This window comes from Streptomyces monomycini (assembly GCF_022271435.1).
GTDB classification, from domain to species: Bacteria; Actinomycetota; Actinomycetes; order Streptomycetales; family Streptomycetaceae; genus Streptomyces; species Streptomyces monomycini.
In genome coordinates, this window is sequence record NZ_JAFIQY010000037.1 from 20725 (window position 1) to 47313 (window position 26589).

General features: G+C 73.6%; 28 protein-coding genes. 6 read left to right on the forward strand and 22 right to left on the reverse strand.

Annotation, left to right across the window (positions count from 1 at the left end; genetic code table 11):
• Positions 1-2: 2 nt before the first annotated feature.
• Complete coding sequence (locus JXZ78_RS30915) at positions 3-1754, reverse strand: tryptophan halogenase family protein (RefSeq protein ID WP_050502253.1); 1752 nt, start codon at positions 1752-1754, stop codon at positions 3-5.
• Positions 1755-2011: 257 nt separating this feature from the next.
• Between JXZ78_RS30915 and glnT the strand changes: the two genes are divergently transcribed.
• Positions 2012-3370 (forward strand): type III glutamate--ammonia ligase, encoded by a 1359-nt coding sequence (gene glnT, locus JXZ78_RS30920; protein WP_030019012.1) that lies wholly within the window; start codon positions 2012-2014, stop codon positions 3368-3370.
• A 25-nt stretch (positions 3371-3395) separates the two neighbouring features.
• On the opposite strand, the gene asnB is transcribed toward glnT, so the two are convergent.
• The 3 genes from asnB to JXZ78_RS30935 form a co-directional block, all read right to left on the reverse strand.
• Positions 3396-5261 (reverse strand): asparagine synthase (glutamine-hydrolyzing), encoded by a 1866-nt coding sequence (gene asnB, locus JXZ78_RS30925; protein WP_030019013.1) that lies wholly within the window; start codon positions 5259-5261, stop codon positions 3396-3398.
• Positions 5262-5344: 83 nt separating this feature from the next.
• Positions 5345-6043: a thiaminase II/PqqC family protein gene (locus JXZ78_RS30930; protein ID WP_050502254.1), complete on the reverse strand. Its 699-nt coding sequence runs from the start codon at positions 6041-6043 to the stop codon at positions 5345-5347.
• A 228-nt stretch (positions 6044-6271) separates the two neighbouring features.
• Positions 6272-7876 carry an FAD-dependent monooxygenase gene (locus tag JXZ78_RS30935; RefSeq protein ID WP_030019015.1) on the reverse strand — a complete coding sequence of 535 codons (1605 nt, stop codon included), beginning with the start codon at positions 7874-7876 and terminating at the stop codon, positions 6272-6274.
• Between the two features lie 246 nt (positions 7877-8122).
• On the opposite strand from JXZ78_RS30935, the gene JXZ78_RS30940 reads away from it, so the two are divergent.
• From JXZ78_RS30940 to JXZ78_RS30950, 3 genes are all read left to right on the forward strand, one after another.
• A complete protein-coding gene (locus tag JXZ78_RS30940) occupies positions 8123-9136 on the forward strand; it encodes a methyltransferase (RefSeq protein WP_030019016.1) in 1014 nt (337 codons plus the stop codon).
• 191 nt (positions 9137-9327) lie between these two features.
• The gene (locus tag JXZ78_RS30945; RefSeq protein WP_050502255.1) at positions 9328-10656 is read left to right on the forward strand and encodes a lysine N(6)-hydroxylase/L-ornithine N(5)-oxygenase family protein; all 1329 of its coding nucleotides are present in this window, start codon (positions 9328-9330) and stop codon (positions 10654-10656) included.
• Between the two features lie 279 nt (positions 10657-10935).
• Positions 10936-11688, forward strand: a complete 753-nt coding sequence (locus tag JXZ78_RS30950; protein ID WP_030019018.1) for an SDR family NAD(P)-dependent oxidoreductase — start codon at positions 10936-10938, stop codon at positions 11686-11688.
• A gap of 168 nt (positions 11689-11856) precedes the next feature.
• Here JXZ78_RS30950 and JXZ78_RS30955 read toward each other — a convergent pair whose 3' ends face one another.
• The gene (locus JXZ78_RS30955; protein ID WP_030019019.1) at positions 11857-13071 is read right to left on the reverse strand and encodes an FAD-dependent oxidoreductase; all 1215 of its coding nucleotides are present in this window, start codon (positions 13069-13071) and stop codon (positions 11857-11859) included.
• A gap of 260 nt (positions 13072-13331) precedes the next feature.
• Here JXZ78_RS30955 and JXZ78_RS30960 point away from each other — a divergent pair, with 260 nt between their 5' ends.
• The gene (locus JXZ78_RS30960; RefSeq protein ID WP_030019020.1) at positions 13332-14186 is read left to right on the forward strand and encodes an LLM class flavin-dependent oxidoreductase; all 855 of its coding nucleotides are present in this window, start codon (positions 13332-13334) and stop codon (positions 14184-14186) included.
• An 80-nt stretch (positions 14187-14266) separates the two neighbouring features.
• Here JXZ78_RS30960 and JXZ78_RS30965 read toward each other — a convergent pair whose 3' ends face one another.
• The 11 genes from JXZ78_RS30965 to JXZ78_RS31015 all read right to left on the reverse strand — a co-directional run bounded on the left by JXZ78_RS30965 (position 14267) and on the right by JXZ78_RS31015 (position 22233).
• Complete coding sequence (locus tag JXZ78_RS30965) at positions 14267-15472, reverse strand: nucleotide disphospho-sugar-binding domain-containing protein (protein ID WP_030019021.1); 1206 nt, start codon at positions 15470-15472, stop codon at positions 14267-14269.
• 128 nt (positions 15473-15600) lie between these two features.
• A complete protein-coding gene (locus JXZ78_RS30970; protein ID WP_030019022.1) occupies positions 15601-16464 on the reverse strand; it encodes an NAD(P)-dependent oxidoreductase in 864 nt (287 codons plus the stop codon).
• A 39-nt stretch (positions 16465-16503) separates the two neighbouring features.
• On the reverse strand, positions 16504-16815 hold the full coding sequence (locus JXZ78_RS30975) for an antibiotic biosynthesis monooxygenase family protein (RefSeq protein ID WP_030019023.1): 312 nt from the start codon (positions 16813-16815) through the stop codon (positions 16504-16506).
• Positions 16805-17128 carry an antibiotic biosynthesis monooxygenase family protein gene (locus tag JXZ78_RS30980; RefSeq protein ID WP_030019024.1) on the reverse strand — a complete coding sequence of 108 codons (324 nt, stop codon included), beginning with the start codon at positions 17126-17128 and terminating at the stop codon, positions 16805-16807. The genes JXZ78_RS30975 and JXZ78_RS30980 overlap by 11 nt, the downstream gene beginning before the upstream one ends.
• The gene (locus JXZ78_RS30985) at positions 17128-17880 is read right to left on the reverse strand and encodes an SDR family NAD(P)-dependent oxidoreductase (protein ID WP_030019025.1); all 753 of its coding nucleotides are present in this window, start codon (positions 17878-17880) and stop codon (positions 17128-17130) included. The genes JXZ78_RS30980 and JXZ78_RS30985 overlap by 1 nt, the downstream gene beginning before the upstream one ends.
• Positions 17881-17938: 58 nt before the next feature.
• The gene (locus JXZ78_RS30990; RefSeq protein WP_030019026.1) at positions 17939-18394 is read right to left on the reverse strand and encodes an anthrone oxygenase family protein; all 456 of its coding nucleotides are present in this window, start codon (positions 18392-18394) and stop codon (positions 17939-17941) included.
• Between the two features lie 10 nt (positions 18395-18404).
• Complete coding sequence (locus JXZ78_RS30995) at positions 18405-18866, reverse strand: SRPBCC family protein (RefSeq protein ID WP_030019027.1); 462 nt, start codon at positions 18864-18866, stop codon at positions 18405-18407.
• 29 nt (positions 18867-18895) lie between these two features.
• Positions 18896-20128, reverse strand: coding sequence for a ketosynthase chain-length factor (locus JXZ78_RS31000; protein ID WP_030019028.1), 1233 nt, complete (start codon positions 20126-20128; stop codon positions 18896-18898).
• Positions 20125-21414 (reverse strand): beta-ketoacyl-[acyl-carrier-protein] synthase family protein, encoded by a 1290-nt coding sequence (locus JXZ78_RS31005; RefSeq protein ID WP_030019029.1) that lies wholly within the window; start codon positions 21412-21414, stop codon positions 20125-20127. Before JXZ78_RS31005 ends, JXZ78_RS31000 begins: the two co-directional genes overlap by 4 nt.
• Positions 21411-21845: a cupin domain-containing protein gene (locus JXZ78_RS31010; protein ID WP_030019030.1), complete on the reverse strand. Its 435-nt coding sequence runs from the start codon at positions 21843-21845 to the stop codon at positions 21411-21413. Before JXZ78_RS31010 ends, JXZ78_RS31005 begins: the two co-directional genes overlap by 4 nt.
• Positions 21846-21897: 52 nt before the next feature.
• A complete protein-coding gene (locus JXZ78_RS31015; protein WP_030019031.1) occupies positions 21898-22233 on the reverse strand; it encodes a TcmI family type II polyketide cyclase in 336 nt (111 codons plus the stop codon).
• Positions 22234-22408: 175 nt separating this feature from the next.
• Here JXZ78_RS31015 and JXZ78_RS31020 point away from each other — a divergent pair, with 175 nt between their 5' ends.
• Positions 22409-22807 (forward strand): SchA/CurD-like domain-containing protein, encoded by a 399-nt coding sequence (locus JXZ78_RS31020; protein ID WP_033037350.1) that lies wholly within the window; start codon positions 22409-22411, stop codon positions 22805-22807.
• Positions 22808-22914: 107 nt separating this feature from the next.
• Here JXZ78_RS31020 and JXZ78_RS31025 read toward each other — a convergent pair whose 3' ends face one another.
• From JXZ78_RS31025 to JXZ78_RS31050, 6 genes are all read right to left on the reverse strand, one after another.
• Positions 22915-23367, reverse strand: a complete 453-nt coding sequence (locus tag JXZ78_RS31025; RefSeq protein ID WP_030019033.1) for an anthrone oxygenase family protein — start codon at positions 23365-23367, stop codon at positions 22915-22917.
• On the reverse strand, positions 23364-23753 hold the full coding sequence (locus tag JXZ78_RS31030) for a SchA/CurD-like domain-containing protein (protein WP_030019034.1): 390 nt from the start codon (positions 23751-23753) through the stop codon (positions 23364-23366). The genes JXZ78_RS31025 and JXZ78_RS31030 overlap by 4 nt, the downstream gene beginning before the upstream one ends.
• Positions 23753-24532 carry an SDR family NAD(P)-dependent oxidoreductase gene (locus JXZ78_RS31035; RefSeq protein WP_238783481.1) on the reverse strand — a complete coding sequence of 260 codons (780 nt, stop codon included), beginning with the start codon at positions 24530-24532 and terminating at the stop codon, positions 23753-23755. Before JXZ78_RS31035 ends, JXZ78_RS31030 begins: the two co-directional genes overlap by 1 nt.
• Positions 24529-24798, reverse strand: a complete 270-nt coding sequence (locus JXZ78_RS31040; RefSeq protein ID WP_030019036.1) for an acyl carrier protein — start codon at positions 24796-24798, stop codon at positions 24529-24531. The genes JXZ78_RS31035 and JXZ78_RS31040 overlap by 4 nt, the downstream gene beginning before the upstream one ends.
• Before the next feature lie 116 nt (positions 24799-24914).
• Positions 24915-25739 carry an AfsR/SARP family transcriptional regulator gene (locus tag JXZ78_RS31045; RefSeq protein ID WP_030019037.1) on the reverse strand — a complete coding sequence of 275 codons (825 nt, stop codon included), beginning with the start codon at positions 25737-25739 and terminating at the stop codon, positions 24915-24917.
• Positions 25740-25769: 30 nt separating this feature from the next.
• Positions 25770-26540, reverse strand: a complete 771-nt coding sequence (locus tag JXZ78_RS31050) for a thioesterase II family protein (protein ID WP_050502256.1) — start codon at positions 26538-26540, stop codon at positions 25770-25772.
• Between the last annotated feature and the right edge of the window lie 49 nt (positions 26541-26589).

Here is a 26589-nt window from a genome sequence, read left to right on the forward strand (position 1 = left end):
CGTCACCGCATCCCCATCCGCCGCGCGATCTCCCGGCCGGCCCAGCTGTCGTCGTCCTCCAGCAGCTGGCGGTTCAGCTCCGGACAGGCGTCGAACGCCTCCAGCGCCTCCCGCGTGGGCAGCGCCGTACGCACCAGGGCGTCCGCGGCCCGCTTGCGCGTCTGCCACGCCGACAGCGGCTCGTCCATGGGCAGGATCCGCGCGGGCACCTGCTGGCCCAGCAGCAGGTAGTCGATGCCGAACAGCCCGAAGAAGGACGGCGCCACCCGGTTCAGCATGTCCTGCACGAAGGCGTTGCGGCGGGTCAGCGGCGCCCCGCCCGCGTAGACGTCGAGCAGCGGCTGGAAACCGGACACGTCGGCGGAGGCGCGGCACTCCTGCCAGAACTTCGTGTCCAGCCGGGTGTTGAACCGGTAGTGCAGGCCCAGCAGCCACCGGATCGCGTCCCACTGCTGCCCCAGCGCGGCGTTGACGGTCTCCCGTACCTGCGGGCCCTCCCAGGACGCCGGCAGACACGAGACCAGCGTCTGCACCTCGACGCCGATCATCAACAGCCCGGTCGACTCCAGCGGTTCCACGAAGCCGTACGCATTGCCGATGGCCATCACGTTGCCGCGCCAGGCCTTCGCGTGCCGCCCGCTGCGGAACCGTACGAAGTGCGGGTCGGAGATGCCGGGGAAGCGGGCCGCGAGCTCCCCGGCGGCCTCGTCGTCGGAGATCGCCGCCGAGGAGAACACATAACCGCGGTGGTCGCTGTCCCGCGTCGGGATGCGCCAGCACCAGCCGGCGTTCATCGTGGTGGCCTGGGTGTAGGGCCGGATCTTCCCGCCGTGGGGGACGTTGCCGGTGACGGCCGAGTCGGTGAACAGGGTGCTGGAGAACGGGATGTACGGCGTCTCGAAGGCCCGGCCGAGCAACTGCGAACGGAAACCGGTGCAGTCCACGTACAGGTCGAACGACAGGTCGCGCCCGTCGGCGGTCCGCAGCTTCTCGACCCACTCGGGGCCGCTGAGTTCCACGTCGGCCACCGTCGCCTCGACGTGGTGGACGCCGCGGCGCTCGGCGAGTTCCGTCAGGTACGACACGAGCAGGGCGTTGTCGAGGTGGTAGGCGAACGGCAGGTACTTCATCAGCGACAGCGGCGCGTCGCCCTGGCGGTACACCGCTGCCTTGTCGGCCGTCATCAGCGCGGAGCCCAGGGTGGAACCGTTGATGCTGCCGGACGTCCGGAGCGCGCCCTGCAGGCCCACCGAGTCGCTGGACCAGTCGAACGGCCCCATGAAGCCGTCCGGGTGCGGCCCCCAGTCGAACCTGATGCCCAGCTTCCAGGTGGGGCGCACACGGCGGTACAGCTCCTCGGCGTCGATCCCGAGGTAGTGGTGGAGGAAGAGCGTCATGTACGTCACGGTGGCCTCGCCGACCCCGATGATCGGGATGTGCCGCGACTCCACGAGCGTCACGTCCAGCCACGGCCGCTTGGCCTTCAGCGCGAGCGCCGCGAGGTACCCCGCCGTCCCGCCGCCGATGACGCCCACCCGGCGGATCGCCCGGGGCGTGGACGCGTCGGGCCGCTCCAGGTCCCCGCCCGAGGCCGCCAGCGACCGCAGCAGCGCCAGCGGCTCCGCGCCGCCCCCGGCCCCCGGCAGCCAGCCGCGCACCGCGTCCGCCTCCTCGCGGGGCAGGGTGCCCAGCACCTGCTCCAGCGCGTTCCCCGGCCGCGCGGCCAGCCCGCTGTTCAGTGCCTTGTGGTCCATCCGTACCTCTTCTCGGTTCACCGGATTCCCGACATGTCGTACCGGACCCACCGTGTGCCACGGCGCTAGAGCGGGCCTTGAGGGGGGAGTGCCGCGTCCTGACGCGTCAGGCATCGTTGCCCGAGCCGGTCCGCCGCGCCAGGCCCCCGCACAGGGCGTCGGGACGCCGCGGTATCCGGAGCGCCCTAGCCGCTCTCAAGCCCCCCTGTTCACCCTGTCGGGCAGACCACACGTGCACGCTCGAAGGGGAGGACACGATGACGGCGCACACACCACCGGCGAACGGTGCCGAGCTGGCCCAGGCGGTGGCCCGGGACGGGGTGGAGTTCCTGCTGGTCATGTTCGTCAACCTGCGCGGGAAGACCTGCGCCAAGCTGGCGCCCGCGCACACCCTCGACCGATTGCTCGGCGAGGGGCTGGGCTTCGCCGGGAACGCCGCCGACGGCCTGGGACAGAGCTCGGCCGATCCGGACGTCGTGGCGATTCCCGACCCCACCTCCTACGTCCGGGTGCCGATCCAGGAGAACCTCGGCATCCTCCAGTGCGATCTGTACGTACGGGGCGAGCCCTGGCCGTACGCGCCCCGCGGCATCCTGCGCAGGCAGCTCGCCCAGCTCGCCGAACAGCGGCTCGAACTGAAGGCGGGCGCCGAGCCCGAGTACTTCCTGGTGCGCCGTACCGAGGACGGCGGCATCCGGGTGGCGGACGAGCTGGACGACACCGCCGGGCCCTGCTACGACGCGCACGCGGCCAGCCGGTCGCTGGACCACCTGACCACGATCAGCCGCGCCGTCGACGCCATGGGCTGGGAGAACTACTCCAACGACCACGAGGACGCCAACGGCCAGTTCGAGCACAACTTCGGCTACGCGGAGGCGCTGCGCACCGCCGACCGCGTCGTGGTCTTCCGCCACCTGGTCCGGCTCGCCGCGCACCGGGCCGGGCTGGTCGCCACTTTCATGCCCAAGCCGTTCGGCGGCCTCACCGGCAGCGGACTGCACCTGCACCTGTCGCTGTGGCAGGACGGCCGCAACGTCTTCGAGGGCCCGGACGACCCGCACGGCCTGGGCCTGTCACGGCGGGCGTACGGATTCATCGCCGGCGTGCTCGACCACGCACCCGGGCTGATGGCGCTGACCTGCCCGACGGTCAACTCCTACAAGCGGCTCGGGGCGGGCGCCGCGACGCTGTCCGGGTCCAGCTGGGCGCCGGGGTACGCCAGTTACGGGGGCAACAACCGCACGCACCTGGTCCGGGTGCCGGACTCGGACCGGATCGAGGTGCGCTGCGTGGACTCCGCCGCCAACCCCTACCTGGCGCTCGCCGGGCTCGCGGCCGCCGGCGCGGACGGCATGGCGCGCGGCGCCGACCCCGGTGGTCCGCTCGACGCGGACCTGGAGGCGACGGGGACGGGCACCCGGCGGCTGCGTCCGCTGCCGCCCACCCTGCTGCACGCGGCGGAGGCCCTGGCCGAGGACGACGTGCTGCGTGACGGCCTGGGCAAGACGCCGGACGGCTTCTACGCCGACTACTACGCGGACCAGAAGCGTGCCGAGTTCGACACCTACCACCGTCAGGTGTCGGAGTGGGAGCTGCGCACCTACCTCCAGGTCTGAGCGGCCCGACGGCGTTCCGCGGTCGTTACAGGTCGAGCGTGATGCCGTAGTGCCGCAGCCAGAAGTCGAACCCGAGGGCCATCTCCAGGTTGGACCGGCTGTGCCACTCGTGGGCGGTGGGGGACTGGTCCGCCACCGCCTTGCGTGCCGCCTCGACGTCCAGCAGCGGCAGTACGGGCGAGTTGGGGTCGGCCAGGACCGCGGCCATCGCGTCGTGCAGCGCGCGCGTGTACGCGGGGTCCTGGGTCACCGGGTACGGGCTCTTCGGGCGCTCCAGCACCGACTTGGGCACCAGGCCACCGCCGGCGGCGGCGCGCAGCAGGCTCTTCTCCCGGCCGTCGAAGGTCTTGAACGACCAGGGCGTGTTGTAGACGTACTCCACCAGCCGGTGATCGCAGAACGGCACCCGGGTCTCCAGGCTGGAGGCCATGGCCAGCCGGTCACCGCGGTCCAGCAGCATCGGCAGCCAGCGGTTGAGGTGGGAGAAGCACAGCTCCCGCATCCGGTGCTCGTGCGGGTCCTCGTTCTCCTGGTGCGGGGTCAGGGCACGCGTCTGCGCGAAGGCGTCCGCGTAGTAGCCGGGCATGTCCAGCTTGTCCAGCAGTCCGCGGCCGAACAGACCGCGCCCCAGACCGCCGCCACGGCTGCCTTCCTGGCGCTTCTCCGCCTCGATCCACGGGAAGTTGTCGGCCGCCACCAGCTCGCTGTCGTGCAGCCACTTGAAGCCGCCGAAGATCTCGTCGGCGGTCTCGCCGGTCAGGGCCACCGTCGAGTGCTCGCGGGTGGCGCGCAGCATCAGGTACAGCGAGGTGTCCATGTCGCCGAGCATCGTCGGCATGTCCTGCGCCAGCACCGCCGCCTCGCGGGCCCGGGTGCTGATGAGGTCGGCGGTGCCGAGCACGATGTCGGTGTGGTCGGCGCCGACGTGCCGGGCCAGTTCGGCGGCGTACGGGGCGTCCGGGGTGTCGCGCTGGTCGTCCGGGCGGAAGTTCTCGCTGTAGCCGACGAAGGTGGCGGTGATGGTGCGCACCGCCTCGTCGCCCGCCTCCTCGCGGGCCTTGGCGGCCAGGGAGGTGACCACGCTGGAGTCGATGCCGCCGGACAGCGTGGTGCACAGCGGGACGTCGGCCACCAGCTCGCGGGTGACGATCTCCTCCAGCAGGGAGCGGATGTGCCCCACCGTCGCGTCGAGGCCGTCCGTGTGCGGGCGGGCCTCCAGGGCCCAGTAGCGGCGCTCGCGGACGCCGGAGCGGCTCACCGTCATGGTGTGGCCCGGCAGCAGCTCCCGCATGTCGCGGAAGACGGCCTGGCCCGGGGTCTTGGCGGTGGAGAACAGCTCCTGCAGCTCCGGTACGCCGACGACCGGCTCGATGTCGGGGTGTGCCAGCAGGGCCTTGGGCTCCGAGCCGAAGAGCACACCGTCCGGCCGGACGCTGTAGAACAGCGGCTTGATGCCCAGCCGGTCGCGGACCAGCAGCAGTTCCTCGGTCCGCAGGTCCCACACCCCGAAGGCGAACATGCCCTCCAGGCGCTCCGCGCAGTCCGCGCCCCACTCCAGGTACGAGCGCAGCACCACCTCGGTGTCGGACCGGGTGCGGAAGCGGTGGCCACGCGACTCCAGCTCCGAGCGGAGCTGCTTGAAGTTGTAGACCTCACCGCTGTACGTGAGGACGGCGAGGGTCCGGCCGTCCTCCTCGGCGGCCATCGGCTGGATGCCGCCGGCCAGGTCGATGATCGAGTTGCGGGTGTGGCCCAGCCCCGCGTGCGGGCCGACCCACACACCGCGGGCGTCGGGGCCCCGGAGGCCGAGGGTGTTGTTCATGGCCTCGACCGTCGCCTTCTCGCGACGGAGATCACGGGCGTAGTCCACCCAACCGGTAATGCCGCACATGTGGAGCTCTCCTCACTGTCGACTGTGTCGTCGGTCGGATCTCGGGATGTCGCCGGCCGTCGGTGCGCTGCCGGTGCGACGGGTCAGAACGGCCAGGCCTCCTGCCGCCAGGCCGCGTCCACGTGGGCCCACTCGAAGTAGGCGGCGTGCCGTGCGGAGGTGACGAGTTCGCGGCGGCCGGCCGGCGCGCTGTCCGCGGCGATCTCCTCCACGGCGCCCAGGAACACGTCCACCAGCCCGCGGTAGGTGTCGCCGGGGTGCCACTCCTCGATCACCGTGGCGTAGCGGGAGCCCGGTGCGCACCGGGTCAGCAGTTCGTCGGTGACGAGCAGGAACAGCCAGGCGGCGGGCAGGACCGCGCCGGCCCCCGCGGTCAGGGAACGGGCCGGGGCGGCGCCCAGGAAGGAGGTGTAGCCGAGCGTGGTGGGCAGCAGCGCGGGGGTGCCGTCCGCGAGCGGCAGCCGGAGGTCCTCGCCCCACCGCCGTACCCGCTCCCGACGCCGTTCGGCGTCCTCGGCGGTGCCGGTGCCCATCCGGCTGAACAGCAGGGCGTGGGGGTGTCCGGCGGCCACCGCGGCACAGCGGGCGTGCGCGGCGGCGTAGGCGGGCAGGACGTGCCAGTGGTCCTGCTGGAGGAAGTGCGCCAGTGCGGCTTCCGGCAGGGTTCCGTCGGCCAGGCCCCGGTAGAAGGGGTGGTCGGTCAGGCGCCGGGCGGTGTCGCGTACGACCCGGGCGAGTTCGGTCCGTACCGGCGGGTGCCGGTCGGTGGTGTCGCGCTCCATGCGGACGAGCGTGGGGGTGGGGGCTCGAAGATGGATCGGAGACGGCTCGCAGGGCGGCCGGCCTCCGTGTGCCGCCGCGCCGCGCGCGAAGGACGGCGCCGCCCCCGGCGGACCGGGGGCGGCGCCGTGGCCGGTCGGGAGACCGCGTACGGCCGACCGGCACTCCGCGTACGGCCGTTCCGTCCGCCGCGAACGGCCTTCCCGTTCCGCGTGACCGGCCGGCCGACGTCAGTCCTGGCAGGCGGCCCGGGACAGCACGTCGGTCAGCACTTCCTGCGGATCGCCTGTCACCCGCTCGGCGCGCCAGGAGACGAAGGCGTCCGGGCGGACCAGGACGGCGCCGCCCGGTCCCACCCCGTACGCCTCGGCCCAGTCGCGGTCGACCGGCCGCAGCTCCGCCCGGTCGCCGACGGACCAGGTGCGCAGCGGGACGCCGAGCTTCCTGGCGACCGGTTCGGCGGCCCGGGCCCAGGCCCCGCCCCCGGGGCCGGTGAGCAGCACGTACGAGTCCCAGAACAGGTCGATCGTGGAGATCTCCTCGGTGCCGCGCCGCAGCCGCACGTGCGGGGCCCGGGTGCCGGGTTCGCCGGTGAGCCGGAGTTCGGGGCTGAGGACCCGGGCGTCCGGGTCGGCGGCCAGGACGGAGGCGGAGCGGTAACGGTAGCCCAGGGTGATGATCACGTCGTCCACGAAGCCGGTCCGGTCCGCCTCGGTGGCGTACCCGTGCCGGATCCGGTTGCGCACCAGCGCCTGTTCGGACATGGCGGTGCCCAGCGGGCGCCGTTCGGCGTCGTAGGTGTCCAGCAGCGCGTCGGTGCCCCAGCCCTTGAGCACCGCGGCCAGCTTCCAGGCCAGGTTGTGGGCGTCGTGGATGCCGGTGTTGGCGCCGAACCCGCCGGCCGGCGGGTGGACGTGCGCGGCGTCGCCCGCCAGGAAGACCCGGCCCGCCCGGAACGTCTCCGAGACGAGCTGCGCCCCGCGCCAGGGCACCTTGTCCATGATCTCCACGTCGATGTCCCGGCCCGCCGCCTGCCGTACGATCTCCACGCACCGCTCGTCGGTGAAGTCGTCCGGCGACTCGCCCTTCTCGGGGAAGTACAGCGGCGCGGCCAGCCACGGGTCGCAGCCGTGCAGCCGGGACAGGCCCATCAGCCCGCCGCCCGCGGAGGCGTAGCACAGGATGAACTTGCGGTCCTTGAGCAGGCGTTCCAGTTCCGGGGCGCGGAAGTAGACACTGAGCGCGTTGAACACGGTGCCGCGTCCTTCGCGCCGCACTCCGAGGGCCTCCCGGGTGCGGCTGCTCGCGCCGTCCGCCCCCACCAGGTAGTCCGCCCGTACGGTGAACTCCTCGCCGGTCGCGTTCTCGCCGACGACGGCGGTCACCCCCTCGGCGTCCTGCTCGAAGGAGATCAGCCGGCAGCCGAAACGCACGTCGGCGCCGTGCTCCCGGGCCTTGGCGACCAGCACCTTCTCGTAGCGGTCCTGGCCGCAGCCCATCACCCGCTCGGGGCTGACCGTGGGGCCGTCCAGGGACGGCACCTCCAGCACCTCCGCGTCGTCGATCTCCGCGAAGGTGCGCACCTTGATGATGCCGCCCTCGAAGTACGGGTGGGAGTCGCCCATCTCCAGGGCCCGGATGTCCGGCCCCAGCCCGGCCGCCCGGAACAGTTCCATGGTGCGTGCCTGCAAGCCCGGGGCGCGGGGCAGCGTGGAGGTGTCGTCGCGCTTCTCCAGCACCATCGTCCGCAGCCCGTGCCGGCCGCAGAACAGCGCGGTGGCGAGCCCGACCGGGCCCCCACCGACGATGAGCACCGGGATTCTCAGGTCAGACATGCATGTCCCCTCTGCGTGGACTGGGCCGGACCCGGACCGCTTCCAGGCCCTGCCGACAACCGGGAACCCGCCGGCCGTCCGGCCGCGGGGCGCCCTTCGAGGAGTACTGGCGCGTCCTCAAGCAGTGCTGGAGGACGGCCCTCCGTACGCCCGGCGGTTTCTCAAGGGGTGCTCGACCCGCGGCTGGGAAGGTCCCGCCGACCGTGTGGCACCAGGCCACGGTCGGTGCCGGAAGGAGCCTCGCGCATGACGCACACCCTGCCCGATGTCACCACCCCCGCCGGAATCATCCGGTTGGGCAACATGTTCTGCGACGCCAAGGCGCTGCTGACCGCCGTCGAGCTGCGGCTGTTCAGCACGCTCCACGAGAAGGGACCCTCGACGCAGGAGGAGATCCGTACCGCGCTCGGCCTGCACGGCCGGGGGCTGTCCGACTTCCTCGACCTGCTGACCGCGCTGGGCGTGCTGGAGCGCGCCGACGGCCGGTACCGCAACGCGCCGGGCTCGGACGCTTTTCTCGTCCAGGGCGCGCCGGGGTACGTCGGCGGGTTCCTGGAGCGCTCCAACCGCAACCTCTACCCGGCCTGGGGCCGGCTCGCGGAAGGGCTGCGCACCGGCGAGCAGCAGTCCGGCAGCGACTTCGGGCAGGTGACCCGGAACCCCGCCGTGCTGCGGCAGTTCGTCGGCATGATGGACGGGCTGACCAACGTGGTGGGGCCGGAGCTGGCGCAGAAGTACGACTGGTCCGGCCACGGTTCGGTGCTGGACGTGGGCGGCGCCCGCGGCAACCTGTGCTCCCTGATCGTCCAGGCGCACCCGCACCTGACCGGGCACGTCTTCGACCTGCCCGCGATGGCGCCGCTGTTCGACGAGAAGGTGGCCGAGCGCGGCCTGACCGGCCGGGTCGCGTTCACCGGCGGCAGCTTCTTCGAGGACCCGCTGCCGCACGCGGACGTCGTCCTGCTGGGCCACGTCCTGCACGACTGGGACCGGGAGCAGCGGGCCTTCCTGGTCGGCAAGGCGTACGAGGCGGTCAACCCGGGCGGCACCCTGCTGATCTACGACCGGATGCTGGAGGACGAGCCTGCCCACATCGAGAACCTCGTCATCAGCCTGGACATGCTGCTGGTCACCGACGGCGGCGAGGAGTACCAGGCCTCCGAGATCACGGCGGCCGCCGAACAGGCCGGCTTCGTGAGCACCGAGGTCACCCCGCTGAGCGACTACGACACCCTGGTGATCTGCCGCAAGGGTGCCTGAGCGCGCCGGAGCCGCCGCCCGGCCGCCGTGGGGCGGCGGCTCCGGCGTTCCGGCTCCCGCGGGGCGCGGGCGGTGGCCCGGCCCCCGCGCTCCGCCCGCTCTCGACCGCCGCCCGATCCGTGCTGCGGACCCTGGACCGTACCGACGACGGCCCGTCGGAAACCTGCGCACCCGTGGCCGGGAGGAGAATGATGAGCGAGCAGCGCCAGCAGCCCGTCGCAGTGCCGGGGGACCGGTCCGGCGCCCGGCTGCCCCATCACACGGTGGCCGGCATCGGGGCCGGCCCGGCCAACCTGAGTCTCGCCGCGCTCGGCGAGCGGGAGGTCCCCGGCGGGGTCCGGCTCTACGAACGGCGGTCCTCGGCGGCCTGGCACCCCGGCCAGCTCAGCGAGGGCACCCGCCTGCAGACGTCCTGGCTCAAGGACCTGGTGACCCTGGTCGACCCGACCAACCGGCTGTCGTTCCTGAACTACCTGGTGGCCGGCGGGCGCATGTACTCCTTCATCAACGCCCAGTACGAGGAGATCCCGCGGCTGGAGTTCGCCCGCTACCTCGCCTGGGCGGCCGGTGAACTGGGCACGGTCCGGTACGGCAGCCCCGTCGAGCGCATCGGCCACACCGGGACCGGGACCGCCGGGCGGTTCGTGCTGCACGGCCCGGACGGCCCGGTGGCCACCGCGGACCACGTCGTCCTCGGTCTGGGCACCCGCCCGCGCGTCCCGGCCTGCTTCGAGGGCATCGCCGCCGACGGGCTCGTCCTGGCCGAGCGGCTGCACGCCCGGCTGCGCGGCGCCGCCGTACTGCCGTACCAGCCGGCCGTGGTCGTCGGCGGCGGGCAGACCGGTGCCGAGTCCGTGCTGGAACTGATCCAGCACGGCTTCCGGGACATCCGGTGGATCGGCCGGCGCAACTGGTTCGCGCCGATGGACGACTCGCCCTCGGCCAACGACTTCTTCCGGCCCACCTACCTGCGGTTCTTCCACGGCCTGCCCGCGGAGGTACGGCAGCGGTACGTGGCCGAGCAGCAGCTGACCAGCGACGGTATCTCCCTGAGCACGATCCAGCAGATCTACCAGCTCAACTACGAGATGTACCTGCGCGAGGGGCGCTACCCGGTCATGCTGCTGCCCGGGCGCGACGTGGTGCGGGCCTGCGAGCGTGACGGCCAGCTCGTCCTGTGGTGCGAACGGGACTGGGGCGGCCGGGAACGGCACGCGGCGCCCCTGGTGGTGCTCGCCACCGGCCGGGAGGCGGCGGACCTGCCGCTCGCCCCGGAACTGCTCGCGCTGGCGGAGCTGGACGAGGCGGGCCAGCCGGTGCTGGAGGCCGACTACTCGGTGCGGTGGAAGTACGCCGAGCACAACCGGCTCTACGTGCAGAACCGCAGCCGGACCGGGCACGGCATAGCCGACCCCAACCTGAGCCTGCTGGCGGTGCGGGCCGCCACGATCCTCAACTCCGTGCTGGACCGGGAGGTGTACGTGATCCGGGACGAGCACGTCAGCACGGCCTGGCTCTGAGCGGGCGGGCCCGGCTTCGCATGAACGGTCTCCCGGACCCGGCTACGAACGGTCCCCGGACCTGTCCAGCGGCCCCGCGCCCAAGTATCTTGACAATCTAGCTACTCGGCTGCCAAGCTAAATCGGCCGGGGCGCCCGCGAGTCCCTGAACCGGGCTCCGCGGTACGCCGCATGACGAGGCGTCACGCCCGGTGGGCGGCCGCACGCGCCCGGCTCCCGCCGTGCAGCCACGGCACCGCACCACGTCGGCACGACCGTATTCAGGCAGAGAGGCGAACGATGGATCTGGGCTTGCAGGACAAGCGGGTGCTGGTGACCGGCGCGACGCGCGGCATCGGCAGGGCCGCCGCGAAGGCCTTCGCCGCCGAGGGCGCCCGGGTGATCGTCACGTACCACACCGGCGAGTCCGCCGCGAAGGCCGTGGTGGAGGAGCTGGGCGGCGCCGAGCGCGCCCACGCCGTCCGCCTGGACCTCGGCGACCCGGAGTCCGTGACCGCCGGCGTCCGGGCCGCCGAGGACCGCTGGGGCGGGATCGACGTGGTCGTCGCCAACGCCCAGACATGGGTGTGGGTCGATCCCGACCAGCAGCCGCCGCTGGAGGACCTGCCGACCGACGAGTGGTTCGGCAAGATGCGCGCCAACGTCGAGGGGCACATCCTCACCGTCCGGCAGGCGCTGCGCGGCATGCGCGAGCGTGGCTGGGGGCGGGTCGTGCTGCTCTCCTCGGTCACCGCGACCGCGGGCATGCCGGGCTCCGAGATCTACAGCGCCGCCAAGTCGGCGCTGCACGGCTTCGCCCGCGGCCTGATGTGGAACCACGACGGCATCCTCGTCAACGTGGTGGCCCCCGGCGGCACGATCACCGAACAGCTCGCCGGCGTGGACCCGGCGGTCATCGAGAAGAGCGCCGGGGAGACCCCCAGCGGGCGGCTGACCACCGCGGAGGAGGTCGCGCGCCTCATCGTCTTCCTGGGCTCGGACGGCAACGGCAACGTCAACGGCGAGGTCGTCCACACCGCCGGCGGACGCTGACCCGCGCCGCCCGCGCCGTCGGCCCACCAGGCTGCCCCGGACTTCCCCCGGCCGGGGCAGCCGGGCGAGCCGACGGCGCGCCGCCGCGGCCGGGGCGGTGTCCTGCGGGCCGCGCCTCCCGCACGCGGGGGTCCGGGGCCGGGTGACCGGCCCCGGACCCCCGGCCGTTCACCCGCCGACGTCCACCTTCTTGATCGACCAGCGCGCGATGCGCAACGACATCTCCACGCCCTCGGTCGCGTACTCCACCATGGCCTTCTGATAGGCCGCCACCGCGTCCGCGAGGCCGCGCTCGCCCCGGTCCACCGCGGTCAGCGCCTCCGTCAGCGCCGCGGCGTCCCGCACCGCGGTGTTGGCGCCGACCCCGCCCGAAGGCGGCATCGTGTGCACCGCGTCCCCCAGCGGGACGACCGGGCCGGTCTCCCAGGGCAGCACGGGCGTGTGCGCCCGCAGGGCCACGCCGAAGGTGAGCTCCGGCCGGGCGTGCCGGAAGACGCCGCGCAGCCCCGGGTGCCAGGCCGCGGTCCGGGCGGCCGCGAAGCGGCACAGGCCGGGCCCGTCCAGGGAGAAGAACTCCGCGTCCGGCATCCCCAGGTCCGCCCGGTGCACGTTCAGCACCGCCATGTAGTAGTCCCCGGTATCCGGCAGCGTCAGCCCCGGGCAGAGCCGGGCCGCCGTCCCGCGCACCCCGTCCCGGAACGACATCGGCATCAGCCCGAGATGGCTGCCGTCCGTGCCGATCACATAGCTGAAACGGTCCCGCAGCGGCTCCGGCAGCCCCGCGCGCACCGCGTCCGCGCGCGTGATGCGCGAGAACACCGTCCGTACGCCCAGGTCGGCCGGCCGGCGGCCGGGCAGCAGCTGCGTCCGCACCTGCGAGTTGGCCCCGTCCGCCGCCACCAGGACGTCCCCCTCGGCGCTGCTGCCGTCGGCGAAGTGGGCCCGCACCCCGCCGCCCGGCAGCCGTTCGCAGCGCGTGAAGGTCCTGCCGTACCGGACCACCGGCTCCAGCCCGGCCAGCAGGATCCGGCGCAGCACGTCCCGGTCCACCGCGTCGATCTTGTCGGGCCGCTCGCCCCGCGGATCGTCGAAGCCGGGCGTCCACTGAGGGGTGAGGTGTTCGTCGTACGCGTCGAGGCCGCTCTCGCCGCGCCGGTGCGCGGTGGCCACGAGCAGTTCGCACAACGGCGGCGGCAGACAGGCGCGCAGCGACGCCTCGCCCTCCGGGCTGATCCGCAGCCGGTACCCCTGGCGCCGTTCGTCCGGGCCGCCGTCCCGTTCGAAGACCGTGACGTCCACCCCGGCGCCGCGCAGGCCCTGCGCGAGGCACAGACCGCCGACGCCCCCTCCGACCACCAGGACCCGCATTCCGTTCCGGCCCATCGGCACGCTCCTCTCGCACGGTGTGTCGGCCCACTGTGCGGACGGCGGCTCGGAAATCCCTGGAAAGTCCGTCCACCGGAACTGGACGCGCATTTGAGACGGCGCCTGCAAGGTGGCCGCACGCCCGGGTCCCACCGGACCCGGCCGGGCCCGCGGCCGGTGCGCCGGGGCCCGCGGTCTCGGCGGACGGCGGACTGCGCCGACACCCCGCCCCGCCCGGCACACCGTGCCCCACCGCACACACAAGGAGCTGATCAGGTATGGAATTCGGGTTGGGCCTGCCGACGACGGTCCCGGACAAGGACGGCCCCGCGCTGGCCTCCTGGGCCCGCCGGGCCGAGGACGCCGGATTCGCCAGTCTCGGCGTGATCGACCGGCTCGTCTACGACAACTACGAACCGCTGACGGCCCTGGCCGCCGCGGCCGCGGTGACCGAACGCGTACGCCTGACGACCGGCATCCTCATCGCCCCCTACCGCACCCAGACGGCGCTGCTGGCCAAGCAGGCGGCCACCGTCTCGGCGCTGTCCGGCGGCCGGCTGGTGCTGGGCGTCGCCGCGGGCGGCCGTGAGGACGACTTCCAGGCCGTGGACGCCACCTACCACGACCGCGGACGCCGGCTGGACGCCCAGCTCGCCGAGTTGCGCGACATCTGGCAGGGCAAGGGCGAGGTGTCCGGCATCGGACCCGAACTGAGCACCGGGCAGCCGCAGTTGCTGGTCGGCGGCCACTCGCCGGCGGCGATGCGGCGGGCCGCCCGCCTCGGCGACGGCTGGTTCTGCGGCGGCAGCTCCGCGTCGGCGTACGGCGACCTGGTCGCACGGGCCCGCGAGGCGTGGAAGGAGGAGGGCCGCGCCGGCCGGCCGCGGCTGGTGTCGCTCGCCTACGCCGCGCTCGGCCCCGGCGCGCGCGAGCTGGCCCAGGCGTACCTCGGCGACTACTACGCCTTCGCGGGCCCCTTCGCCCAGCGCATCGCGTCCATGGCCGTCACCGACCGGCGGGAACTGGTGGACCTCGCCCAGAGCTACGCGGACCTCGGCTGCGACGAACTGATCCTGATGCCGTGCTCCGCCGACCCGCGGCACCTGGAGTCCCTGGCGGAAGCCGTGCTCTGAGCCGGCGCGAGGGCCGCCCACCGTCGAACCGGTGGGCGGCCCTCGTCGTGTGCGGCGCCGGTGGGATCTGGCCCGGCCCCTCAGCGGCTCCCCGCCGCGCGGACCGGCAGTGTGCGTGACAGTTCCGCCGCGACCTGCGCCGGCGTCGGGCGGGCGAGCATGCCGGCGCTCATGCGGCGCGCGGCGGCCTGCGCGGCGTCGTCGTCCAGCAGCTCGTACGCCTCCGAGCGAAGGCGTTCGGTGGTGGCCTCGTCACGGGTGAGCGCCCGGCCCGCCCCTACGGCCACCACCCGCCCGGCGTGGCCCTTGTGGTCCGGCAACTGCGGGACCAGCAGCAGCGGCACGCCCGCCCGCAACGAGGTGAGCACCGTGCCGGCCCCGCCGTGGGCCACCACCAGGTCGGCCGAGGGCACCAACGCGTGCAGGGGGACGTCCGTCACCACGCGTACCCCCGCCGACCCGTCGAGCAGTTCCGGGCCGAGCAGGTCCCGCTGCCGGGCCGACACCGCGAGCACCACCTCGACACCGGGCCCCGCCAGCGCCGCGGCTGCCTGGCCGCCGAGGAAGAGCCGGCCGTCGAGGCGGGCCATGGTGTGCCCCCAGGTCACCAGGGCCCGGCGCACTCCCGGCGGCGTGTCGGGCAGCGGCGGCCGGGGGACCTCACCACACCCGTTGTACGGCACGTACCGCACCGGCATCCGCCGGTACGCGACGGGGAGTTGGAGGGCGTCCGGGCACGGGTCGACGGTCAGTGTGCCGAGCGCGTCGAAATCCTCGATGCCGTACCGCTCCAGGAACGGCGCCACGGCCTGCGGCAGCAGCGCGCGGGCGCGTGCCAGCAGGTCCGTGCCGTACAGCACCCGGACCGCGGGCACCCCGGCCGCCGCGGCGGCGACCGGGCCGGCCAGCGCGGTCGGCTCGTACACCACCAGGTCCGCGCGCCAGTCGCGGGCCAGCTCCACCAGACCGTCGGTCATCGACGCGGCGAGTGCCGCGACCATCCGCAGGGCGCGCGGAGCGTTGTTGCCCGGCAGGGGCTCTCCGCCGGAGGGCGGAGCCGACGGGCCGACGGCCGCGGACGGCAGGACGTAGCCCCGCACCAGGCCGGCCGCGTCGGTGTCCGTGCCGACCACCGCGCTTGGCAGCCCGGTGCGGTCCGTCTCCGGCTTCAGCGCGGGCGGCCCGGCGACCAGCACCTCGTGCCCGGCGGCCCGGAAGGCCGAGGCCAGCGGCACGAGGGCGTACAGGTGCGAGGGCCAGGCCCAGGACGTGAACAGTACGCGCATGACTCGTCTTTGTCCCTTCGTGACGACATGGCCCCGCTCGGGCAGGGGAGAGGGCCGGAAACGGCCCGCCGCGTACGGCCCGGCGGCCTCCACCGGGGGAGACACCGGGCCGTACGCGGTGGGCCGGGCTACACGGAATGGTCGACGATGACGGAGGCGTCCTTGGCGCCGTCGCCCGCGGCGACCACGGACGCGAACCGCTCCCGCACGGTGTCCAGCACCGGCAGCCCGAGCCCGCTCTCGCGGGCGGCCCGGACGGCGATGCCGATGTCCTTCTCCATCAGGTCGGCGCGGAAGTACGCCGGCTCGTACGAGCCGCGCAGCATCAGGTCCGCGCGGAACCGCATGACCAGGGAGCTGAACCCGGACTCCGCGATGGTGGAGAGGACCCGCTCCCGGTCCAGACCGGCCGCGACCCCGTAGGAGACCGCCTCGGCCATCGACGCGACCTGGGCGCCGAGCAGCAGATTGAGCACGATCTTGAGACTGGTCGCGGTGCCCGGCGCGCCGAGGTGCACCACCTGGGAGCCGAGCGCGTCCAGCACCGGCCGCACCTCGGCCAGGTCCGCCTCCGCCCCGGACACGAAGATCCGCAGCTCACCCCGGCGGGCCTGCGGCGGATTGCCCACCACGCACGCCTCGACGCGCCGCAGGCCCCGGTCCGCCAGCCGCCCGGCCGCCTCCCGGGCGAAGCCGGGCGAGACGGTCGAGGTGTCGACGACGAGCGCCCCGGGCTCCAGGACCGGTACCACCTGGCCGAACAGCACCTCCTCGACGGCCTGTTCGTCGCTCAGGCTCAGCAGGACGACCCGGTGCCCCGCGGCGGCGGCCCCGGGGGAGCCGGCGCCCCGCGCCCCGGCCCGCAGCAGCGGGTCGGCCTTGCCGGCCGTCCGGTTGTGGACGGTCAGCCCGTACCCGCTCTCCAGCAGCCGGTGCGCCATCCCGCCGCCCATGGCTCCGAGGCCGATGAACGCCAGTTGCCGGTGGTCCATGTGCACTCCTCTCCTTCGACGCGGCGGCGCGCGCGTACCTCAGTACGCGGCGTCGACCTCGTACACGGCGAACGGGGCGGCGGTCCTGGTGTCGCGGAACGGGCGCAGCGGCGCGGTGTCCTGGCGGTGGTCCGCGCCCTTCTCCCACTCCAGGAAGGCGGCCAGGGACTCCCAGCGGCTCATCACCGCGAGCGCGGTGGGGTCCGCGGGGCTGCGCAGCAGCTCGTTGCCGAGCAGCCCCGGCACCTTCGCCATCCGCTCGCTGACCTGGTGATAGGCGGCCCGGACCGCGTCGAGCTGCGCCTCGTCGTACGCGGCCTGGTAGACGATGACCCGCGCCTCACCGGGCACGGCCCGCCACCGCCCTGCCTTCGATGTGCTCCACCATCTCCATGGGGTGGAAGGAGCCGCTGCGCCGGAACGGGTGGAGCTTGGCCCGGTGCTCCAGGTGCGCGGGGCTGTCCTCGAACTCCCGGAACCGCGTCTCGTCCAGCCAGTCGCTGACGATGTAGTAGGTGCCCTCCTCGGCAGTGGCCCGGGCGAGCGACTGGCCGAGACTGGCCGGATGCCCGGTCACCGCGTCGCTGCCCTCGCGCCACACCCGCTCGAAGTCGTCCTCGCGGCCCGGCTCGATCTCCATCCGGAGCATCACACGGAAGGTCATCAGGAGATCCCCCCGTCGACGCCGATGACGTTGCCGGTCACGTAGCGGGACAGGTCGCTGGCGAGCCAGAGCACCGCGCCCGCGACCTCCTCGGGTGTGCCGAGCCGGCCCAGGGCGGTCTTCCCGCCGTAGCGCTGGGTCATCAGGGTGCGCTGCTCCTCGGGCAGCGCGTGGAAGTTCTCGGTCTCGATGACCCCGCAGGCGACCACGTTGAACCGGATGCCCTGGGGACCGAACTCCCGGGCCAGCGAGCGGTTCAAGCCCACGACGGCCGCCTTGGTGGCGGTGTAGTGGGCACGCAGCGGTACGCCCGCGTCCACGGCCCGGGAGCCGATGCTGACGACGGAGGAGCCTTCGCCGAGCAGCGGCAGCGCGTGCTGGACGACGAGGTGGGTGCCGGTGATGTTGGTGCGGAGGATGCGTTCCCACTCCTCCAGCGGCAGGTCGGCGTAGGGGACGTGGCTGATGGCGCCGGCGTTGTTGACGAGCAGGTCGAGCCTGCCGTACCGCTCCCCGGCCTGCCGCAGCAGCTCGGCCACGTCGGACGGCCGGGTCAGGTCGGCCCGTACGACGTGGTGGTCACCGCCGATCGTCTTCAGTTCGGCCTCCAGGGAGCCGACGAAGTCGCTGTCGGAGCGGTAGCAGGTGACGACATCGACACCGGCCCGGGCCAGGGCGAGGACGATGCCCCGGCCGATGCCCCGGGTGCCGCCGGTGACCAGAGCTTTCTTTCCGCGCAGTGCGAGTTCCATGATTCCTCCGTAGGGGACGGGGCGAAGCAGAGAGGGGAAGGGGTGGGGGCGGGCGGGGTCAGAGGAGCACGCCCAGGCCGGCGCAGTTCGCCAGGAGGGCGGCGACGGCCAGCAGGCTGCGCCGTCGGTTCCAGGCGCCCCAACTGCGGCGCGGGTCGGCGAAGTCGGCCGGCAGGCGGTCCGGGTCCAGGGTGCGCATCCACCGGTTGACCGGGGCGTTGCGCGTGACCGAGATGACGGCCGTCGCCACGGCCAGCACGGCGGCCACCGCGAACGCCGCCCGCGCGGCAGGCTCCGGCGCCAGGAACGCCAGCGCCGTGTCGCAGCCGACCGTGCCGACCAGACAGAGCGGCATCGCCGGGTCGTAACGGGTGCCGAAGAACGCGTGGGCGTGCACGTACCGGTCGACGGGCAGGGAGGCCAGATAGGGGAAGCCGCCGAGCTGGGTGCCGAACAGCACGCCGGCCGCCAGCCCGTTGAGCAGCAGCGTCAGCGGAGCGAACAGGGCCAGCACGTGGGGCCCCTCAGCGGACGAGGGCGCGCGCGGCGGCCTCGACCTTCTCCTTGATCAGGGCCATCTGGACCGTGGTGTTGCGGTTGAGGCGTTCGGTCATCTGCTCGTCGGTGACCGGGGCCGCGTCCTTCATGTGGAAGTCCTGCACCCAGCGCATCCGTACGCCGCCGGGCTCCTGGACGTACTCCCAGTAGATCTTCATGTACGCGAACGGGCCGGTCTCCACCCGCTCGGCCCGCACGGTTCGGCTCTCGGCGTCCGACGTCCGCCGGGACACCCAGCTCCAGACCTGGCCGTTCTCGTCCGGGTGCATCGTCAGGCGGAACAGCACGGTGTCGCCGTCCCGCTCCAGCACCTCGGCGGCGGCGTACTCGCTGAACAGGCCGGGCCACTGTGGCACGTCGTTGGTCATCCGCCACACCAGGTCCATCGGGGCGTCGATGACGATCTCGTTGTCGGTGTGTCCGCTCATGGTGCGTGCTCCTCACGTCGTCGTGCTGGTCAGCGGCCCAGTACCAGGGCCGAGGTGAACCCCCCGTGACCGCGCGCCAGGACCAGCGCCCGCCGCAGCGGCGCTTCCCGTGGCGCTCCGGTCACCAGGTCTATCTCCAGTCCCGGGGCGGGGCGCCGGGTGCCGACGGTGGGCGGGACGACCCCGTCGCGCAGTGCCAGCAGAGCCGTCGCCACGTCGAGCGGCGCGCCGCCGCCGTAGAGCCGGCCGGTGAGCGTCTTCGGCGCCGTGACCGGTACCGCCGACGGTCCGAAGACGGCGGCGACGGCCTCGGCCTCGGCACGGTCGTCGGCGGGCACCCCGGCCGCGTCGGCGAACACCACGTCGATGTCGCGCGGGGCGAGCCGGGCGGCGCGCAGGGCCTGTTCGACGACCCGGCGCAGCGCGCGGGGGCGCCCCGAGCCGGGCGGCGGGTCGAATCCGGCGGCGTGGCCGAGCACCCGCCCGTACTCCGTCCCGGCCCCGCGCGCCTCGGCGGCCTCGGCGCTCTCCAGGACGAGGACGGCACCGCCCTCGCCGGGCACGTAGCCGCACGCCCCGGCGTCGAACGGCAGGTAGGCCCGCTCCGGATCGGTGGCCGTGGACAGCTTCCCGGTGGAGAGCTGCGCGCTCAGGCCGTACGGGCACAGCGAGGCGTCCGTGCCGCCGGTGAGCACCAGCCGCGCGCCCCGGCCGGTCAGCCGCCGGGCCTGGGCGATGGCGTCGAGTCCGCCGGCCTGTTCGCAGGCGAGGACGCCGCAAGGGCCGCGCATCCCGTGGCGGATGGAGAGCTGGCCGGTGGTGGCCGCGTAGAACCAGGCGATCGACTGGTAGGCGCCGACCCAGGACGGGTCGTGCCGGTACAGCGCCGTCATCTCCCGCTGGCCGAACTCCGTGCCGCCCGAGGACGAGGAGGTCACCACGGCCATCTCGTACTCGGGCAGCGCGGCCGGGTCGACGCCCGCGTCCCCGAGCGCTTCCTCGGCGGCGGCGAGCGCCAGATGCGTCCAGTGGTCGGTCTGGGAGATCAGCCGGCCGGGCCGTACGGCGGTCCGCGCGTCGAAGCCCGGTACCTGGCCGGACAGGCGTACGGGGTAACCGGACACGTCGAAGCGGGTGGTCCGGCCGATCGCCGAACGGCCGGCCAGGGTCGCCGCCCAGTGGTCCTCGACGCCGAGGCCCGTCGGGGCGACGACGCCGATACCGGTGAACACCGGGGCCCGGGCGGGCCGGGTGAGGGTCATGTGTCGGTCCTTCCGGCCGCGGCGGCCGCGCTGCCCGGACGCGCCAGCAGCATCGCGGTCTGGAAACCGCCGAAGCCGCTGCCGACGCTCAGCACCACGTCCATCGCGTGCTTGCGCGCGGTGAGCGGCACGTAGTCCAGGTCGCACTCCGGGTCCGCGTGGTGCAGGTTGGCCGTCGGCGGCACGACCTGCCGTTCGAGGGCGAGCGCACAGGCGGCCACCTCGATCGAACCGATCGCGCCCAGCGAATGGCCCACCATGGACTTGATGGAACTCACCGGGATGTCGTGGGCGTGCGCCCCCAGGCTGCGCTTGAACGCCGCCGTCTCGTGCCGGTCGTTCTGCTTGGTGCCCGACCCGTGCGCGTTGACGTAGTCCACGGCGCCGGGGTCGAGCCGGGCCTGGTCCAGGGCGACCGTGACGGCCTCCGCCATCTCCCGCCCGTCGGGTTTGAGCCCGGTCATGTGATAGGCGTTGCTGCGGCTCGCGAAGCCGGCGATCTCGCCGTAGATCCGGGCGCCCCGCCGCTCGGCGGCCGTCCGCTCCTCCAGCACCAGTACGGCCGCCCCCTCGGCGAGCACGAAGCCGTCCCGGTCCCGGTCGAAGGGGCGGGAGGCGTGCTCGGGGTCGGCGTTGTTCGGAGACGTCGCCTTGATCGCGTCGAAGCACGCCGAGGTGATGGGGGACAGCGGGGCGTCGGTGGCGCCGGCCACCGCCACGTCCGCGCTGCCCTCCTCGATCAGCTGGACCGCGTGCGCCACGGAGTCCAGGCCGGAGGTGCAGCCGGTCGAGACCAGGGCGACCGGCCCCTCGGCGCCGACCTCCCAGGCGACCTCGGCGGCCAGGGTGCTGGGCACCATGTAGCCGTAGAGGTGCGGTACACCGTACTCGTGGTCGACCAGCCACTTGCGGCCGCGGTCGCTGAGCACGACGTACTCCTCCTCCAGCCCCATGGTGCAGCCCACGGCGCTGCCGATGCTCACCGCCAGCCGCTCGGGCGGCAGTGCCGCGAAGTCCAGTCCGCTGTCCTGGACCGCCTCGCGGGCGGAGACCACGGCGAACTGCGCGGCGCGGTCCATCCGGCGTATCCGGCGCGGTTCCAGGCCCGCGGCGGCCGGATCGAAGTCGACCTCGGCGGCGACCTGCGAGCGGAAGGCGGCCGGGTCGAACAGGGTGATGCGGCGGGTGGCGGTGCGCCCTTCGGACAGCAGGTCCCAGAACGCCTCCCGGCCCACCCCGCCCGGCACCACGGCGCCGATACCGGTGATGACGGCCCGTCGTCTCACGACGCCCCGCTCACGTCCGGGTTGGCCTCCCCGGGGCGCTGGGCCTCCTCGGTGTCCACGTGCCCGAGCTCCGGCCGCGGCGCCAGCGGCGAGAGGTGGAAGGCGCACCGCGCGGCGCTCTGGCCGGTGTTGACCAGCCGGTGCCGTACCCCGATGGGCACCAGCAGCGAGTCGCCGGCGGTGAGCCCGATCGGTTCGCCGTCCAGCGTCATCGTCAGGTCGCCCTCGACGACGTGCAGGAACTCCTCGGAGTACGGGTGGTAGTGCTCGGTGACGAAGTCACCGGGTTCCAGGGTCAGCACGCCGCCGAAGCCCGAGGTGCAGCCGACGGTGCGGGGGCTGAGGGTGACGCGGAGGTCGCCGCCGCGCTTGGTGTTGGGCGCGACCTCGCCCGCTGGGACCTTGACGGTCCGGGTGATGGCGGTGGTCATGGGTGTTTCCTCCCGGCGGGGACGGTGGGACGGGTCCGGTGGCGTCCGGGGGTCACCTGACCCGCCCCTCGTCCTTCGTCCAGATGTAGAAGGGGTCGGCCATCGCGTCCTTGGGCTCCTTCCAGCCCGGGTCGTAGGGCTCGACGCACTCGGCCAGCCGCGTGTTGATGTCCTCGTAGAGCGGGTGGCTGCGGGCCCGGTACAGGTTGGGCGTGATGTCCTGGTCGGCCTCGACGAGGTGGAAGTAGAGCCCGTGGAACCGGAAGAGGGTGCGACGCGAGACGCCGACCAGGTGCGGCAGGTCGGTGGCGTCGGACTCGCCGAAGATCCGGGCGATGTCCTCGGTCTTGTCGGGCTTGAGGCGGGCGACGATCAGGGTGCGGTGCACGGCGTACCTCCCGGAATGTGCCACGGACAGCATCGGTCGGGACCGTCGCACCGGCGTCTGGAGGTCCGCTCGAAAACGCGTCCAGCCCGCCCGCCGCTGCTGTACGGCCCCTTGAGCTGCCCGCGAGCCGGCCCGGATGCACTGGGAGCCCGTCCGAGCCACCAGGAGCCGCCCCATGCCGTTCGCAGCGATCACGTACGACGTCAAGCCCGGTCACGAGAAGGAACTGGCCGAGATCTTCGGGAACTTCCGGCGGGTGCGCGGCAGCAGCGTCACCGACGCGCGGGGCCGCGCGGCCGGCACCATCCTGGCCACCGCCGTCTTCCTGCGCGACGACACCCTGGTCCGCGTCATCGAGTACACCGGCGACCTGGACGCCGTCGCCCGGCACATGGCGGGCCAGCCCGGGGTGCGCGAGGTGGAGCGCAAGCTCAAGCCGTACCTGAGCCGCCCCCGGGACACCGACACGACGGAGGGGTTCGTGGCCACGTTCCGGCGCAGTCTCCTGACCACCGTCGCCGAGATCTCCGTACGCGACCGGGAGGAGCCCGGACAGGAGGCACCGCGAACGTGAGCCCCGCGGTCTGCCGCGCGCTCACGCCTCCGGCCCTCCCGCACCGGGCGTGCGGGAGGGCCGGAGTCGTTGCCGTGCCGGGGCTCCGGTGACGGCCGTACCGGAGTTCAGGCGGCCGTGACCGCGGCGGCCGTCACCGCCAGGGCCAGGACGGCGAGCCCCGTACGCAGCAGGTGCCAGCGGCGCCACAGGGGCCGCGGGTCCTGCCAGTCCGGTGGCAGTGCCGCGGGGTCGGTGACGGCCTTCACCCGCCGGTTGATCGGCACGTTGCACAGGTGCGACACGGCCGACACCCCTACCAGCAGCGTGGTGGCGAGCACGAACAGCAGCCGCGCCGTACCGTCAGCCAGGGCGGCGAGCACCCCGTCGGCCAGTGCGCTGCCGAGCACGATGGCCGGCATGGTGGGGTCCCAGTTGCGCCCGAGCAGTTGGTGCGCGTACACGTACGTGCCCGTGTCCATGGCGAAGAGCGCGGGCAGCACGCTCAACGCCACGGCGAACAGCACCCCCGCGGTGATGCCGCTGCCCAGCAGCGCCGCGACGCCGAGCGCACCGGTCATGACGCCCGGGTCGCGGTGGGGTGGGTGTCGACGGTGAGCTGTGCGATCGAGCGCATCGTCGCGTCGCGGAAGTAGGCGGCGAAGTCCTGTGCGGAACGGGTGTCCCGGCGCTCGGCCAGGTACGGGGCGAGCTTCTCCTCCAGGACGTGCACGCCCTTCTGCGCGGCCATGTGGCGGCCGACGGCGGCGAAGTCCCCCTCGTAGTGGATGACCCGTACCAGCACGTCGTCCTTGAGGAACACGGCCGTGCCCAGCAGCCGGCCCGCCTGCTCGCCGGACTCCCCGGTGAACTCCGGCCGGTCGACCCGCTGGAAGCCCGCGAAGACCTCCGCGATCTCCTCCTCGTGGCCCGGTTTCACGCGATAGGTGATGGCGGCGTAAGGCATCAGATTCCTCCGTCTACGTCGAGAGTGACACCGGTGACGTACGCGGCCGCGTCACCGGCGAGAAACAGGACCGCGCCCGCCACGTCCTCGGGACGGCCCAGCCTGCCGAGCGCCGTCATCGCGGCGATCCGTTCGGCGACCGGGGGCGGCGGGCCGGTGCCGGGACCGGCCGCGGTCACGCCGGGGGCCACGGTGTTGACCCGGACGCCCCGGCTGCCCAGCTCCTTGGCGAGCGCCCGGGTGAAACCGACCAGGGCGGCCTTGGAGGCGCTGTAATGCACGCCGAGGGGCCGCCCGCGCAGCCCCGCCGAGGCGCCGATGTTGACCACCGAGGCGCCCTCCGCGAGCTGCCCCGCCAGCGCGTGGGTGACCTGGTAGACGGAGGTGGCGTTGTGGTTCAGCACCCGGTGCCACTCCGCCTCGGTGAGGTCCTCGAACTTCGCGTGACCGTCCACCCCGACGTTGTTGACCAGCACGTCCACGCCGCCGAGGTGTTCACCCACCGCGTCCGCCACCGCGCGGGCACCGGCCGCCCGCGTGACGTCGGCGCGCACCAGGACCGGTGGTGTGCCCGCCAGGGCGGTCAGTTCCTCGGCGACCTGCCGGGGCGCCTCGCCGCCGCTGCGGTGCACGACGGCGAGGCGGGCGCCGGCCCGGGCGAAGGCCAGCGCGACGGCCCGGCCGATGCCGCGGGTGCCGCCGGTGACCACCACCCGGCGGCCGTCGAAGCCGGCTCCCGGGGCGGGCGGGCCGGGAGAGCGGGGGGCCGGGGAGGTCACCGGGCCGCCCCGGCGCGCGGCGCCTCCTTGACGAGGTCCAGCAGCAGGCGCGGCGTCACGGCCTCGGCCACCGCGTCGTCGTTGAGCGCGATGCCGTGGCGGCGCTCGATGACGCCCGTCACCTGGAGCAGGGCCAGGGAGTCGTAGCCGAACTCCAGGAACGGCGTGTCGAGGGCGTCGTCACCGTCGAGGCTCATGCCCTCCTCCGGTGCCCCGACGCACTCCAGCAGCAGTTCGTTGAGTTCGGCCAGCGAGATGTCGCTCATCGTCCGTGTTCCTTCCTCGGGTAGCGGTCAGGGTCCGGTCCCGGATGGCGGCCGGGGCCCGGTGCGCGGTGACGCGGAGAGCGGGCGGGGGCGGAGCCCCGGGCACGGGCCGGGCGTCAGCCGGCCCGGACCAGGCGCCCGAGCGGCAGCGAGCCGTCCAGGCCGAGCAGGGGTGAGGAGTCGAGCACCGCCTGCTGGAGGTCCTCGATGCCCGGCGACGGGTCGAGGCCGAGGTGCTGGCCCAGCGCGGCACGCAACTGCCGGTAGGTGTTGAGGGCGTCACCGCGGCGCCCCGCCCGGTACAGCGCCACCATGAGCTGTCCGTGGACGCCCTCGTGCAAGGGATGCCGGGCGGCGAGCCCGGACAGCTCACCGATGACCTCATGGTGGCGGCCCAGCCTCAGGTCCGCCTCGATCCGCGCGTGAAGGACGCTCATCCGCGACTCCTCCAGGCGCGTCACCTCCACCTCCAGCAGGGGACCGCACTGCACGTCGACCAGGGCCCGGCCGTGCCACAGCGCCAGCGCCCGGCCCAGGCAGCTCGCCGCGCCGCCCCAGTCCCCCTGTTCCAGCGCCCGGTGGCCGGCCGTGGCCAGCGCCTCGTACTCCTGGACGTCGACCAGCCCGCCCATGGTGTCGAGGAGGTAACCGCCGGGTTCGGTCACCAGGACACTCTTCGCGCCGTTCGGAAGTCCCGCGCGGTCCTCGCCGAGAGCGGCGGAGATGAGGGTGCGCAGTTGGAGGATGTAGGTCTGCAGGGTGGTCTGCACGCTGCGCGGCGGCGACTCCCCCCAGACCTCCTCCACCAGTGAGGAGGTCGAGACCAGTTGGTCGGCTTGCAGGGCGAGCAGGGCGAGCACCTTGCGGGGCTTGACGGCGGTGGGTGTCACCGACGCTCCCGACTGAACCGCTCTGAACGGCCCCAGTACGCTGATGTCCATCCGCGGATCCCCTATCTGTATACGAACCTTTCAGGCGGTACGGGGCACGGGCATGACCGTGTGCAGCGCTTCTCCCACGGCCCGCGGCGCCTCCCGGCCGCGGACGAAGAAGTGGCCGCCGGACACGGTCCGCAGGCGGAACCGCTCGGTCGTGCAGTGCCGCCAGGCACCGACCTGCGCGACGTCGACCAGTGGGTCCTCCGTCCCCGCGAACGCCCACAGCGGGCAGGGCAGGGCGGCCGGCGCCGTCTCGCGCAGACCGGCGGCCAGCCGCAGGTCGGCCCGGAGGGTGCGGAGCGTCGCACGCAGCCACCCGCCGCGGGCGAGCATCGCCTCGGGCACGCTCGCGCCGTCGACCAGCAGGCCCACCAGTTCCTCGTCGGTGAGGCCGGCCCCCGCCGCGCCCGTCAGCAGCCGGGAGGGCGACTGCGGCGCCGGGCACGCGCCGACCGCCAGCAACTCCGGCCCCCGGTGCCCGGACTCGATCAGGTGGTGGGCGAACCGGTAGGCCACCAGGGCCCCCAGGCTGTGCCCGTAGAAGGCGTACGGCGCGTCCAGCAGCGGCCCCAGCTCCTGGGTGAGCGCCTCGACCAGCGTCGCCGCCTCGGTGACCGGGGCCTCGCGCCGCAGCGACTCCCGGCCGGGCAGCCGGACCGGCAGGACCGTCACGCCCGGGCCGACCCGCCGCTGCCACCCGGCGAAGGACATGGCCCCCGCGCCGGCGTGGTGGAAGCACAGCAGTCTGCGGGCCGAGCCGGCGTCGGGCCATCGCGCAGCGAGGAAACCGTGAAGAGCACGCACCGTATCTCCTTTCCGTACGATGTCGGCAGGCGAGACGGAACGAGCGTCA

Bases quoted from the DNA above. Each gene is read 5' to 3' on its own strand.
- JXZ78_RS31010 (WP_030019030.1), bottom strand. From the start codon at position 21,845: ATGACCACCGCCATCACCCGGACCGTCAAGGTCCCAGCGGGCGAGGTC.
- JXZ78_RS30985 (WP_030019025.1), bottom strand. From the start codon at position 17,880: ATGGAACTCGCACTGCGCGGAAAGAAAGCTCTGGTCACCGGCGGCACC.
- JXZ78_RS30915 (WP_050502253.1), bottom strand. From the start codon at position 1,754: ATGGACCACAAGGCACTGAACAGCGGGCTGGCCGCGCGGCCGGGGAAC.
- JXZ78_RS30935 (WP_030019015.1), bottom strand. From the start codon at position 7,876: ATGTCTGACCTGAGAATCCCGGTGCTCATCGTCGGTGGGGGCCCGGTC.
- JXZ78_RS30965 (WP_030019021.1), bottom strand. From the start codon at position 15,472: ATGCGCGTACTGTTCACGTCCTGGGCCTGGCCCTCGCACCTGTACGCC.
- JXZ78_RS31045 (WP_030019037.1), bottom strand. From the start codon at position 25,739: ATGGACATCAGCGTACTGGGGCCGTTCAGAGCGGTTCAGTCGGGAGCG.
- JXZ78_RS30940 (WP_030019016.1), top strand. From the start codon at position 8,123: ATGACGCACACCCTGCCCGATGTCACCACCCCCGCCGGAATCATCCGG.
- JXZ78_RS30970 (WP_030019022.1), bottom strand. From the start codon at position 16,464: ATGGACCACCGGCAACTGGCGTTCATCGGCCTCGGAGCCATGGGCGGC.
- JXZ78_RS30945 (WP_050502255.1), top strand. From the start codon at position 9,328: ATGAGCGAGCAGCGCCAGCAGCCCGTCGCAGTGCCGGGGGACCGGTCC.
- JXZ78_RS31000 (WP_030019028.1), bottom strand. From the start codon at position 20,128: ATGACCCTCACCCGGCCCGCCCGGGCCCCGGTGTTCACCGGTATCGGC.
- JXZ78_RS30960 (WP_030019020.1), top strand. From the start codon at position 13,332: ATGGAATTCGGGTTGGGCCTGCCGACGACGGTCCCGGACAAGGACGGC.
- JXZ78_RS30930 (WP_050502254.1), bottom strand. From the start codon at position 6,043: ATGGAGCGCGACACCACCGACCGGCACCCGCCGGTACGGACCGAACTC.
- JXZ78_RS31020 (WP_033037350.1), top strand. From the start codon at position 22,409: ATGCCGTTCGCAGCGATCACGTACGACGTCAAGCCCGGTCACGAGAAG.
- JXZ78_RS30995 (WP_030019027.1), bottom strand. From the start codon at position 18,866: ATGAGCGGACACACCGACAACGAGATCGTCATCGACGCCCCGATGGAC.
- JXZ78_RS30980 (WP_030019024.1), bottom strand. From the start codon at position 17,128: ATGACCTTCCGTGTGATGCTCCGGATGGAGATCGAGCCGGGCCGCGAG.
- JXZ78_RS31025 (WP_030019033.1), bottom strand. From the start codon at position 23,367: ATGACCGGTGCGCTCGGCGTCGCGGCGCTGCTGGGCAGCGGCATCACC.
- glnT (WP_030019012.1), top strand. From the start codon at position 2,012: ATGACGGCGCACACACCACCGGCGAACGGTGCCGAGCTGGCCCAGGCG.
- JXZ78_RS30955 (WP_030019019.1), bottom strand. From the start codon at position 13,071: ATGGGCCGGAACGGAATGCGGGTCCTGGTGGTCGGAGGGGGCGTCGGC.
- JXZ78_RS31040 (WP_030019036.1), bottom strand. From the start codon at position 24,798: ATGAGCGACATCTCGCTGGCCGAACTCAACGAACTGCTGCTGGAGTGC.
- asnB (WP_030019013.1), bottom strand. From the start codon at position 5,261: ATGTGCGGCATTACCGGTTGGGTGGACTACGCCCGTGATCTCCGTCGC.
- JXZ78_RS30950 (WP_030019018.1), top strand. From the start codon at position 10,936: ATGGATCTGGGCTTGCAGGACAAGCGGGTGCTGGTGACCGGCGCGACG.
- JXZ78_RS31030 (WP_030019034.1), bottom strand. From the start codon at position 23,753: ATGCCTTACGCCGCCATCACCTATCGCGTGAAACCGGGCCACGAGGAG.